The sequence below is a fragment of the Novosphingobium sp. ERW19 genome (genome assembly GCF_012641315.1).
Lineage (GTDB): Bacteria > Pseudomonadota > Alphaproteobacteria > Sphingomonadales > Sphingomonadaceae > Novosphingobium.
In genome coordinates, this window is record NZ_JABAIC010000002.1 from 360,238 (window position 1) to 371,772 (window position 11,535).

Below are 11,535 nucleotides of genomic sequence, written 5' to 3' on the forward strand. Positions count from 1 at the left end.
TACCTTAGAGAAACTTCGCCATCGCGCCCGCAGTGTCGAGCATGCGGTTGGAGAATCCCCACTCGTTGTCGTACCACGACAGGACGCGGACCAGCTTGCCCTCGAGCACGGCGGTCTCGAGGCTGTCGATGGTCGACGAATGCGGGTCGTGGTTGAAGTCGATCGAGACCAGCGGCTCTTCGGTGTAGCCGAGCACGCCCTTCAGCGCGCCTTCGGCCGCAGCCTTGAGCAGGCCGTTGACTTCTTCAACGGTCGTGTCGCGCTTCGGCGTGAAGGTCAGGTCGACGACCGAGACGTTCGGGGTCGGCACGCGGATCGACGATCCATCGAGCTTGCCCTTGAGGTCGGGCAGAACTTCCCCGACGGCAACGGCAGCGCCGGTGCTGGTCGGGATCATGTTCATCGCAGCGGCGCGGGCGCGGCGCGGATCCTTGTGGATCTGGTCAAGGATCTTCTGGTCGTTGGTGTACGAGTGGATCGTGGTCATCAGGCCACGCTCGATCCCGATCGATTCATGCAAGACCTTGGCCATCGGCGCGAGGCAATTGGTGGTGCATGAAGCGTTCGAGACGATCAGGTGATCACCCGTCAGCTTGTCGTGGTTCACGCCGAAGACGACAGTGAGATCGACACCCTTGGCCGGAGCCGAGATGAGCACGCGCTTGGCGCCTGCATCGAGGTGCTTCTGGCCGCCCGCACGGTCGGTAAAGAAGCCGGTGCATTCCAGCGCAATGTCGATGCCATTGGCGGCGTGCGGCAGGTTGGCCGGATCCTTTTCGGCCGTGACCTGGATGCGCTTGCCGTCAACGATCAGGTCATTGCCATCGACCGAAACTTCGCCCGCGAATGCGCCGTGGACGCTGTCGCGCTTGAACAGCAGGGCGTTCGCCTTGGCATCGGCCAGGTCGTTGATCGAGACCAGCTCAAGGCCGCAATCGGGCCGTTCGAGGATGGCGCGGGCGACGTTACGCCCGATGCGTCCGAAACCGTTGATTGCAACCTTGATCGCCATGTCAGGTATCTCCTGTTTGAATTACGAAACCCGCGAGAGGATCTGCGGGACAATCTTTTCGGCGGTGAGGCCGAAGTGATCATAAAGGGCGTCGATCGGAGCCGATGCGCCGAACGTGTCGATGCCGATCGACAGCCCATCGCCGACATACTTCTGCCAGCCCAGGGTGACGCCAGCCTCGATCGACACCTTGAGCGCGTCTGCGGGCAGCAGGTCTGCCTTGTAGGCCGCGTCCTGCTCATCGAACAGTTCCCAGCACGGAACCGAGACGACGTCGGCGCCAAGGCCCTTCTCTTCAAGCGCTGCAGCGACCTTCATCGCCACTTCCACTTCGGAGCCGGTTGCCAGAAGCACGACCTTGCGGGCCGAGGACGACGCGACGAGACGGTAGGCGCCCCTGGCGCTCTTCATCTCGGCGTCGAAACGGACTGGTGGCAGGTTCTGGCGAGTGAGCGCGAGGACCGACGGACGGTCCTTGTTGGCCAGGGCGAGCGCCCAGGCTTCCGCTGTTTCGATGGCATCAGCCGGGCGGAACACCAGCAGGTTCGGGATCATGCGCAGGGACATGACGTGCTCGACCGGCTGATGGGTCGGGCCGTCTTCGCCAAGGCCGATCGAATCGTGGGTGAACACGTAGATCGCACGGACGTGCTGCAGGGCCGACATGCGCACCGCGTTGCGGCAATAGTCGGAGAACACCAGGAAGGTGCCACCGTAGGGGACGATCCCGCCGTGCAGCGCCATGCCATTCATCGCGGCGGCCATGCCGAATTCGCGAATGCCGTAGTAGACATACCGCCCGTCATAGCTTTCCGGCGTGAACGGTGCGGTCGACTTGGTCTTGGTGTTGTTCGAACCGGTAAGGTCGGCCGAACCACCGACCATCTCGGGCACGTTGGCGGTGAACGCTTCCAGTGCCATTTCGCTCGACTTGCGGGTCGCAACCTTGGGCGGCGTGGCGATCAGCGACTGGATGTAGGCATCGAAACCGGTTTCGGCCGGAAGGTCGCCATCCATGCGGCGAGCGAGTTCGGCAGCCTGCGGGTTGGCAGCGGCGCGCTTTTCCCACTCGGCGCGAGCGGCCTTGCCGGCTTCCGAAGACGAGCGCCAGTTGGCGAGAATGTCGGCCGGGATTTCGAACGGAGCCGAAGTCCAGCCCAGATATTCGCGCGCAGCGGCGATTTCGTCAGCGCCAAGCGGCGCGCCATGGACGTTGTGGCCACCCTGTTTGTTGGGCGCGCCCTTGCCGATCACCGTGCGGCAGGCAACCAGCGACGGACGCGGATCGGCCTTGGCCTCGGCCAGAGCGCGAGCGATATCGGCAAAGTCATGACCGTCGCACGACGTCACGTGCCAGCCCGACGCGGTGTAGCGGCCGAGAATGTCCTCGGTGGTCGAAAGCGAGGTGTCGCCGTCGATGGTGATCTTGTTGTCGTCCCACAGGACGTTGAGGCGACCGAGCTTGAGCGTTCCGGCAAGGCCCACCGCTTCATGGTTGATGCCTTCCATCAGGCACCCGTCGCCGGCGACAACCCAGGTGTGGTGATCGACCAGGTCGTCACCGAACTGCGCGTTGAGGTGACGCTCGGCCATGGCGAAGCCGACGGCCATGGCAAGGCCCTGACCCAGCGGGCCGGTGGTGCATTCCACGCCCGAGATCAGGAAGTTCTCCGGGTGACCGGCGCAGACGCTGTCGATCTGGCGGAACTTGCGGATGTCTTCCATCGTCGGGCTTTCGTAGCCCGTCAGGTGAAGCAGCGCATAGATCAGCATCGAGCCGTGGCCGGCCGACAGGATGAAGCGGTCACGGTCGGACCACTTGGGCGCCGCAGGATCGTGCTTCAGGAACTGCGTCCACAGCACCGTTGCCACGTCGGCCATGCCCATGGGCATGCCGGGGTGACCGGAATTGGCTGCCTGAACCGCGTCCATGGCAAGCGCACGGATCGCGTTGGCCATGGGAGCCAGCGCGGTGGAATCGCGTGTCATGCTGAAAAAGCCCTTCCCTGCGAGCGGCCGAACGGCTGTGGCCGCATGAATCCGGTGATTCGGAGCGGGGTCTCTTTGGTCACCATGGGGCCGAGGGTCAAGGCTGGCGCGGCGGCTTCTTTATTGCAGGTGCACAATATGAGCTTCTGCGCCCGACTTTCCCCGGCGCAGACGTGCCACGGTGTTGCGCGCCCTTGCGATTGTGCTAGCGTGCCATGCCATGGCGACGGAAGCACTCTGCGCCGCTCTGGACCGGCTTGAGCAGGCGCTCGCGCGGGTCGAAGGAGCGGTCGCGCAACAGGGAACCCCAGGGGCTGCAGCGGGCGAAGAGCTGGCGCTGCTCAAGGTCCGTCATCGGCGCCTGAAGGACACGGTCGCCCAGGAATTGCGCCAGCTCGATCTGCTGCTGGCAGGCCTGCCGAAATGAGCCTCCGAACATGAGCCCCCTTGGCATGAGCCCCTTGGCATGAGCCCCTTGGCATGAGCCCCTTGGCATGAGCAACGTCAGCCTTCCGATCGGCGGCCGCAACTTTGCCGTCTCCTGCGCCGATGGCGAGGAAGCCCACATCGAGATGCTTGGTCGCATGGTCGACGAGCGCGCCCGCAAGATTGGCGGCCAGCAAAGCGAGACGCGGATGCTGCTGTTCGCGGCATTGATGATGGCAGACGAGTTGCACGAAGCGCACAAGGTTGCCCCTGCCCCTGATGCAGCACCGGTAATCGCGCCCGCTCCTGCGCAGATTGATAGTGCTGAAATCGACCCTGCTATGGTCGATCGCGTCAACGCACTGGCAGAACGCATCGAAAAACTCGCTGCCGCCCTTGAGCAAGGGCCGGTCAGCGCCTAACTAGGCCGTGACGGGATCTGCCCGGCACGAGCCGCATGAACATCCCTGAGGCTATAAGCAATCCAAGGGGGCTGCCCCTGCCTGGGACCCTGGTCCCGGGTAAGCGGTCCCCACCTGACGTCGAGGCGTCAGAGGATTTTCCGAGCAACCGACCCATGGTGGGCCCGTCACCCCCTTCACTTTCCTGATTCCGGAGCACCTCGTGGAAGCCAAGAATGCGCTGCGCACCGAATTGAGAGCGCGGCGCAATGCCCACGTCGCAGCGCTCGACCCCCGGGTGAAGGCACTGATGTTCCGCCGCCCGCCCTCGCCGGTTCTGGCGATGATCCCTGAAGGTGCGACCGTCGGGCTCTATCTCGCCGGCCCGGCAGAGGCTCCGGCTACCGCCTATGCACAGGTCCTGCATGAGGCAGGGCACAAGATAGCACTGCCGTGGTTTGCCGACCGCTCATCGCCGATGGTGTTTCGCGAATGGGCATCACCGTGGGTGGATGAACTGCTCAGGCCCGGCCCTTGGAAGGGCATCGTGCAGCCGGCACCAGAGGCCGCCGAGGTCGTGCCTGAGGTGCTGTTCGTTCCCCTCGTCGGTTTCAGCGCCGATGGCGCGCGTCTCGGCCAGGGTGGCGGTCATTACGACCGCTGGCTCGAGGCGCATCCATGTACCCTGCCGATCGGCCTTGCCTGGGACTGCCAGCTTGTCGAGCACCTGCCCCGTGATGCGCATGACGCCCCGCTGCATGCCGTGGTAACCCCGACACGAATCTACGGTCCCTGGGAGCGCTGAGGGTGAAGGAAGATTATAAGCCGACCTGGCGCAAACCGATTGGCATTCTTGGTCTGGTCGTGGGGCTGGTCATCTATGCGCTGGGCGTCGCAGCATTATCCGGCGTCATCGGACAATGGCATGTCCTGCTGCAAGCTGTAGCCTATGTCGTGCTCGGGACGATCTGGCTCCTCCCGCTGCGACGCTTCCTGATCTGGATGGAAACCGGCCGCTGGGGCTGAGCGCTAACCGTATTGGACAGCCCCGTCTAATCGCTTACCCTTTTGCCCAAAGCAAAGGGGAGAGAGCCATGCCTGGTCCAATTGAAACCGTCGAAACCTTCTGCGCGATGTGGGAGCAGCCCGGCGGATTTGCCGCCTCGATCTGCGAGTACTTCACCGAGCAGACCGATTACGAGAACGTCGGCATGACCCATACCATCGGCATCGAGCAGGGCCTTGCACTGGTTGCGGGGTTCGAGAACGACATGGGGATTGCACGCATCAAGGTCGACATGCTGGCGATTGCCGCCAATGGTGACACGGTCCTGACGGAACGGGTGGATCACATGATCAACGCCGCTGGCGAGACTTTCGTGTCATTGCGGCTGATGGGCATCTTCGAACTGAAGGATGGCAAGATCGCAAAGTGGCGGGATTACTTCGACACCGTACCGTTCAAAGGATGACGTTGCCCTGAACGCGAAAGGGCGCCCTGTGGCGCCCTTTGCATTGCATCTGACGTGGCGCGAGTGACGGGGCTCGAACCCGCGACCTCCGGCGTGACAGGCCGGCACTCTAACCAACTGAGCTACACCCGCGTAACGTCAAAAGGAGTGCCGCGAAGACACTTTCCCAAGTGGTGGCGCGAGTGACGGGGCTCGAACCCGCGACCTCCGGCGTGACAGGCCGGCACTCTAACCAACTGAGCTACACCCGCGTACCTCTTGGAAGTCGCGCCTCTATGGCAGGCGGTGTGGACTGTCAACGGGCTTGGAAACGGGAATTTTTCCACAACGGGGCGCAGCATTGCGCGCAAAGAAAAAGGCGCCCGGAGGCGCCTTTTTCGTCATCCCAATGGCGCGAGTGACGGGGCTCGAACCCGCGACCTCCGGCGTGACAGGCCGGCACTCTAACCAACTGAGCTACACCCGCTCGCCGTTGGGAGCGCCGCCTCTATGGCAGGTTTTGCAGGCTGTCAACGCTCAACCGCGCGCATTTAAGCCCGATCACCATTTTCTTGAGCCATGCCCGAGCCCTCAGCAATTCTGGTACTTCCAGTTGCGGCTCTTGCCTTCGCCGATCCACTCCACCGCCTGTGCGGTGCGTTTGTCCCGTGTGGGCTGCGTCTTCGCCTCGACGATCCATTCGATGTACTCCCGGCGCTTGCCCGGAGGCATCGCTGCGAAGCGCTCGGAATGCCCTGCGGCTTCCAGAGCAGCGCTGAAGGGCTCGGGCAATTCGGGCACTGGCTTCCGGGAAGCGAGCGGCACTTTCGCCTTCGGGGCGGCAAGCCGCGCGATGGCCGAGCGCAACCTTTCGACGACGACGGCCTCGTCCGGAAACTCGTCGAGCGAGGCGATCTTGCGAAACGGCCCGGCCCCGCCTGCTTGCTCGTTATTATGGAAGAAGATCGAGACATGCGCCTTGAACGCCGCCATGCCGGCCAGATTCCGACCGCCCACCGTAAAGTGCGGCATGCCCCACTTGATCGCTTCGACGCAGGCGGGCACTTCGCGATGGACGAGCGCCCGGAAGCGATCGAGGATCGGACGGGCAAACTCGCCAGCGTTCGCGATATGCTGATCGATGCGCGGATCGGTAGTCGGCATGGGCACCTCCGATCCGCACATCTATCACATCAGTCGGCCAGCAGCAGCACCGGCGTTTCGATCAGCTTCTTGATCGCCTGAACAAAGCTGGCGGCATCGTGGCCGTCGACCACGCGATGGTCGCAGCTGATCGAGATATTCATCAGCTTGCGCTTCTCGATCCGCTCGCCACCCATGCCGTCGGGCACGAACATCGGCCGCTCGATGATCCGGTTTGGACCAATGATGGCCACTTCCGGGCGGTTTATCACCGGGGTCGTCGCCACACCGCCCAGGGGGCCGAGCGAAGTGACGGTGAGCGTCGACCCCGAAAGCTCTTCCGACTTCGCGCTGCCACTGCGCGCGGCTTCCGCAAGACGGCCGATCTCGCGCGCCAACTGCCACAGATTGAGGCTCTGCGCGTTGCGGATTACCGGTACCATCAGCCCGGCAGGAGTCTGCGCCGCCATGCCGAGATGGACCGCGCCATAGCGGGTCACCACCCCTGCTTCGTCATCATACCGGGCATTGATCATCGGGAACTTCGGCAAGGTGCGGCAGATCGCGGTGATCAGCAGCGGCAGCATCGTCAGCTTGGGCTTGTCGCCACGGCTGCTGTTGAGCTGCTCGCGAATCACTTCCAGCGCAGTCACATCGCATTCCTCGACATAGGAAAAGTGCGGGATGTGGCGCTTTGAAGCCGCCATGTTCTCGGCAATGCGGCGGCGCATGCCGATAACCTTGATCACCTCGTCGCCGCGTTCTGCACCCGCCGAGCGGTAACCGCCAGTGGCGTTGTAGGCGAGGAACTGGTCAAGGTCGGCATGACGCACGCGGCCCTCCTCGGAAGGGCGCACTTCCGACAGGTCGATGCCGAGGTCCCGCGCACGCTGACGCACGGCCGGGCTGGCGAGGACCTTGGCGTCAAAGCCGCGCCGGACTGGCTCTGCCGCTTGTGCTGGAGCAGGCTTGGTGGCTACCGGCGGTGGCGGAGGAGGAGGTGCAGCAGCCTCTACCCGCGCCACGTCCGCCTCGTCGGGTGTCTCGACCTCGATCCGCTCCTCAACAACCTCTGCCGTCGGAGCAGGCGCCTCAACTGGCGCCGCAGCAGGCGCGCGCGCCTCCCCTTCGCCGTCGGTTTCGATCACGACCAGCGCCGACCCGATCGCCACGACATCGCCGACTTCGCCAGCGATCGAAACGACCTTGCCCGCAACCGGGCTTTCCATCTCGACAGTGGCCTTGTCGGTCATCATGTCGGCCAGACGCCCGTCTTCCTCGACCATGTCGCCCACGGCGACGTGCCAGGCGACGATTTCAGCCTCGGCGATGCCTTCACCGATGTCGGGCAGGCGGAATGTATAGGTTCCCATGGTGCTCAGGCTTTCGTCAGGCGGTCGATGGCCTCGCCGATGCGGACCGGGCCGGGGAAGTAGGCCCATTCGAGGCTGTGGGGATAGGGGGTGTCAAAGCCGGTCACGCGTTCGATCGGGGCTTCGAGGTGGTAGAAGCAACGCTCCTGCACCAGCGCCGAAAGCTCGGCACCAAAGCCGGAAGTGCGCGTCGCTTCGTGGACGATCAGGCATTTGCCGGTCTTTTCCACCGACTTTTCCACCGTCTCGATGTCGAGCGGGACCAGCGTGCGCAGGTCGATGATCTCCGCATCCACGCCCTTCTCGGCGCAGACAGCGGCTGCGACGTGGACCATCGTTCCATAGGCCAGCACGGTGAAGGCATTGCCGGGGCGGACGATGCGCGCCTTGCCCAACGGAATCGAATAGTACCCTTCCGGCACCGCGCTGTCGGCATGCTTCGACCACGGCTCCACCGGCTTGTCGTAGTAGCCGTTGAAGGGGCCGTTGTAGATGCGCTTTGGTTCGAAGAAGATGACGGGATCGTTGTCTTCGATGGCCGAGATCAGCAGGCCCTTGGCGTCATGCGGGTTGCTCGGCACGACCGTTTTCAGACCGGCAACGTGCGTGAACAGCGCCTCGGGGCTCTGGCTATGCGTCTGTCCGCCAAAGATTCCGCCGCCAAATGGCGAGCGCACCGTCATCGGCGCGATGAATTCTCCCGCCGAGCGATAGCGCAGGCGTGCCGCCTCTGACACGAGCTGGTCGAGCCCCGGATAGATGTAATCGGCAAACTGGATCTCGGGCACAGGCCGCAGGCCATAGGCACCCATGCCGACAGCCACGCCAATGATCCCGCATTCGCTGATCGGCGTATCGAACACGCGGGTCTTGCCATGCTTCTTCTGCAGGCCCGCCGTGGCGCGGAACACGCCGCCAAAGTAGCCCACGTCCTCGCCCATCACGACAACATTGGGATCGCGCTCCATCATGATGTCGAGCGCATCGTTGATGGCCTCGATCATGTTGAGGCGGCGGGTCGGAGCCTCGGCGAGGCTGACCGGTGATTCTTCGTGGGTCATGGCTGCTTCCCCTCTTCCGACCACTCTGGCCACTTGACCCGACGCTCGTGGATTGCCTGCTCGCTCTGTTCCCGAAGGTGCCAGGGCAGGTCTTCGAACACGTCCTCGAACATGGTGTGGAACGGGTGATGCAGGCCGTGGCCGAGGATGCCGTTCTTTTCGGCTTCCTTGGTCGCCGACTTGACCGTCTCCATCAGTTCGCGGTCCATCTCGGCGTGCTGGTCTTCTGACCATTCGCCAAGCGCGATCAGGTGCTGCTTGAGCCGGTTGATCGGATCACCGAGCGGCCATTCCTCACGCTCGTGCGCCGAACGGTACTGGCCCGGATCGTCCGAGGTCGAATGCCCTTCGGCGCGATAGGTGAAGTGCTCGATCAATGTTGGTCCAGCGTTGGAACGAGCGCGATCCGCTGCCCACTTGGTTGCCGCATAGACGGCCAGCGGATCGTTGCCGTCCACCCGCAGGCCGGCCATGCCGTAACCAATGGCGCGGGCGGCAAACGTGGTTCGCTCGGCCCCGGCAAAGCCCGAAAAGCTCGAGATCGCCCACTGGTTGTTGACGACGTTGAAGATGACCGGTGCGTTATAGACGGTCGCAAAGGTCATTGCCGAATGGAAGTCGCCCTCGGCCGTCGATCCTTCGCCGATCCAGGTCGCGGCAATCCGGGTGTCCCCCTTGATCGCGCTGGCCATCGCCCAGCCCACCGCCTGCGGATACTGCGTGGCAAGGTTGCCGCTGATCGTGAAGAACGATGCTTCGCGCGCCGAATACATGATCGGCAGCTGACGGCCCTTCAGCTTGTCCGCCCGGTTAGAGTAGATCTGGTTGATCATCTCGACGATCGGGTATCCGCGCGAAATCAGGATGCCCTGCTGGCGGTAGCTCGGGAACACCATGTCGTCCGCGGCCAGGGCCATCGCCGGGGCAACCGAAGTTGCCTCTTCCCCGGTACACTTCATGTAGAAGCTGGTCTTGCCCTGCCGTTGCCCGCGATACATGCGGTCGTCAAACGCGCGGGTCAGCGCCATGGTGCGAAGCATCCGCCGCAGGGTTTCGGCATCGAGCTTCGGATCCCACGGCCCGACCGCGCGATGGTCCTCGCCCAGCACGCGAACCAGGTCGAAGCACAGGCCCTGCGTTTCCACGGCAGGGCACTGCTCGTCAGGGCGCGGCTGCGCACCAGCAGGCGGGATCTCGAGGTGCGAATAATCGACCGCATCACCCGGCCGAAACTTCGGTTCCGGCACATGCAGCGCCAACGGCGGCATGTTGCCGCGCACGCTTCCGCTCATGCTGCAAACACCTGCATCTGAACTCTCCCACATCGAATCACGCTTTCCATATGGAAAAGCATGACTGACGCAAAGTTATATACGCTTGTTATTTTATTTCACAGAGCTTTTCTCGCTCCCTTGTCCTGGCCCGACGATCATCTCCAGACCCAAGGGTCAGGCTAACGTTTACTCCAGATAGCACAAGGCGCTGGAACCAAAGCGGTTCCAGCGCCCTGCCTTGCAGCGTTCTGCTACCTTACTCGGCAGCCTCGGCCAGTTGCCGAGGTTCAGCCGGGTGGTAGTGCAACTCGTCCGGGCCGGCGTACCGAACATCCCAGTTGGGCTCGCCTTTCATGAAGTCCGGCAGGTTGGTCATGTAGATCGCCGTTCCGAACGCGCCGTCCCAGATGCGCGGCTTCCAGCTGTCATCCACGCAATCGCAATCTGCGCCGTATTCCGCCTCGCCACCTGCCGGACACGGCACGTACAGGAACGCAGCCGACGTCAGCCGGTGCCGTCCGAAACCCCAGTTCCAATCACCATAGGCATAGCCGCGCCGGTCAAGATAGTTCTTGGCTACCATCAGTTCGTCGATGTCCTCGACTTCCCAGTTGGCGTGGTGGAACTTCAGCGTCCCGTTGAAGCCCGGCATCGGCGCATGCGCGTCGGCCAGAAACACGTTGTGATGTTCGTAGCAGCCGTCCGCCCGCATGTAGACGCCGAAACCCTTCTGGATGTCGGTGATGCGGAAGCCAAGGACGTCACGATAAAAGGCGACCGCCTCCTGCACGTCCGGAAAAGTCCAGACGCAATGGTGCGTGCGCTTTGGCACGGCCCGATCGATCCATTTGCGTGGCTGGTTGAGGCGGGCAATTCGGCCGACTGTGTTCTGCGGGGTTGGCGCGCCAAACACGGCGCGCGGTTGCCACACTTGCAGCCCGATCGCCTGCCCGAACGGCGTAACGAAGTGAACCACGCCCTCAGCATCAGTGGTCAGTTCCGCGAGGCCGTTCAAGCGCGCCTTCAAGCGTTCCAGCCCCTCCGCGTTGTCGACCGCCCAGACGCATTCATGGACGCCTCTGGTCGTTTGCGCCGTCCCCTTGGGCAGTTCGGGGTGGCCACGTTTCAGGAACAATGACTGTGAGCCGTCGGCCGCTTCGAAAAGCGCCGAGACATCGTTATGCTCGATCAAAGTCAGCCCGAAGTCGCGGAAGAAGCGAACACAAGGTTCGACCTCTTCTACCATCCATGTCAGCCGCCTGATGCCAATGATCGCCACGTCAATTCTCCTGCCTTGCTGGCAGGGGAATGGCGGCGTTCTCACCAAAGGATATTGCGCCAGATCAAATCTGGTTCATGAATTGTTTAAAGGTGATGCATCAATTTCATAAATGGAAACTGGCAA

12 protein-coding genes and 3 tRNA genes are annotated in these 11,535 nt (G+C 63.1%); 5 read left to right on the forward strand and 10 right to left on the reverse strand.

Translation table 11 applies throughout. The features are described 5' to 3' along the window. Positions 1-4 precede the first annotated feature (4 nt). Together gap and tkt are read right to left on the reverse strand one after the other, a co-directional pair. The gene (gene gap, locus HGI46_RS05115; protein ID WP_168903356.1) at positions 5-1,012 is read right to left on the reverse strand and encodes a type I glyceraldehyde-3-phosphate dehydrogenase; all 1,008 of its coding nucleotides are present in this window, start codon (positions 1,010-1,012) and stop codon (positions 5-7) included. A gap of 21 nt (positions 1,013-1,033) precedes the next feature. Continuing rightward, positions 1,034-3,001 (reverse strand): transketolase, encoded by a 1,968-nt coding sequence (tkt, locus tag HGI46_RS05120; protein ID WP_168903357.1) that lies wholly within the window; start codon positions 2,999-3,001, stop codon positions 1,034-1,036. Positions 3,002-3,221: 220 nt separating this feature from the next. On the opposite strand from tkt, the gene HGI46_RS05125 reads away from it, so the two are divergent. From HGI46_RS05125 to HGI46_RS05145, 5 genes are all read left to right on the forward strand, one after another. Next, a complete protein-coding gene (locus HGI46_RS05125; protein WP_168903358.1) occupies positions 3,222-3,428 on the forward strand; it encodes a hypothetical protein in 207 nt (68 codons plus the stop codon). Between the two features lie 67 nt (positions 3,429-3,495). Next, the gene (locus tag HGI46_RS05130) at positions 3,496-3,849 is read left to right on the forward strand and encodes a cell division protein ZapA (RefSeq protein WP_168903359.1); all 354 of its coding nucleotides are present in this window, start codon (positions 3,496-3,498) and stop codon (positions 3,847-3,849) included. A gap of 202 nt (positions 3,850-4,051) precedes the next feature. Continuing rightward, on the forward strand, positions 4,052-4,633 hold the full coding sequence (locus tag HGI46_RS05135) for a 5-formyltetrahydrofolate cyclo-ligase (protein ID WP_168903360.1): 582 nt from the start codon (positions 4,052-4,054) through the stop codon (positions 4,631-4,633). 2 nt (positions 4,634-4,635) lie between these two features. Continuing rightward, positions 4,636-4,854, forward strand: coding sequence for a DUF2842 domain-containing protein (locus HGI46_RS05140; protein ID WP_168903361.1), 219 nt, complete (start codon positions 4,636-4,638; stop codon positions 4,852-4,854). Positions 4,855-4,922: 68 nt separating this feature from the next. Further along, entirely contained in the window at positions 4,923-5,300 is a 378-nt protein-coding gene (locus HGI46_RS05145) for a limonene-1,2-epoxide hydrolase family protein (RefSeq protein ID WP_168903362.1), read from the forward strand. Between the two features lie 55 nt (positions 5,301-5,355). Here HGI46_RS05145 and HGI46_RS05150 read toward each other — a convergent pair. From HGI46_RS05150 to HGI46_RS05185, 8 genes are all read right to left on the reverse strand, one after another. Then, positions 5,356-5,432 (reverse strand) — tRNA-Asp (locus HGI46_RS05150). A 42-nt stretch (positions 5,433-5,474) separates the two neighbouring features. Next, a tRNA-Asp gene (locus tag HGI46_RS05155) sits at positions 5,475-5,551 on the reverse strand. Positions 5,552-5,689: 138 nt separating this feature from the next. Further along, positions 5,690-5,766, reverse strand: a tRNA-Asp gene (locus HGI46_RS05160). Between the two features lie 104 nt (positions 5,767-5,870). Next, positions 5,871-6,443: a YdeI/OmpD-associated family protein gene (locus tag HGI46_RS05165; protein WP_168903363.1), complete on the reverse strand. Its 573-nt coding sequence runs from the start codon at positions 6,441-6,443 to the stop codon at positions 5,871-5,873. A 29-nt stretch (positions 6,444-6,472) separates the two neighbouring features. Beyond that, the gene (locus HGI46_RS05170; RefSeq protein ID WP_168903364.1) at positions 6,473-7,795 is read right to left on the reverse strand and encodes a dihydrolipoamide acetyltransferase family protein; all 1,323 of its coding nucleotides are present in this window, start codon (positions 7,793-7,795) and stop codon (positions 6,473-6,475) included. A 5-nt stretch (positions 7,796-7,800) separates the two neighbouring features. Continuing rightward, the gene (locus HGI46_RS05175) at positions 7,801-8,856 is read right to left on the reverse strand and encodes an alpha-ketoacid dehydrogenase subunit beta (RefSeq protein ID WP_118073874.1); all 1,056 of its coding nucleotides are present in this window, start codon (positions 8,854-8,856) and stop codon (positions 7,801-7,803) included. Beyond that, positions 8,853-10,148: a 3-methyl-2-oxobutanoate dehydrogenase (2-methylpropanoyl-transferring) subunit alpha gene (locus tag HGI46_RS05180; protein ID WP_168903365.1), complete on the reverse strand. Its 1,296-nt coding sequence runs from the start codon at positions 10,146-10,148 to the stop codon at positions 8,853-8,855. Before HGI46_RS05180 ends, HGI46_RS05175 begins: the two co-directional genes overlap by 4 nt. 238 nt (positions 10,149-10,386) lie before the next feature. Further along, complete coding sequence (locus HGI46_RS05185) at positions 10,387-11,409, reverse strand: VOC family protein (RefSeq protein ID WP_168903366.1); 1,023 nt, start codon at positions 11,407-11,409, stop codon at positions 10,387-10,389. Positions 11,410-11,535 lie beyond the last annotated feature (126 nt).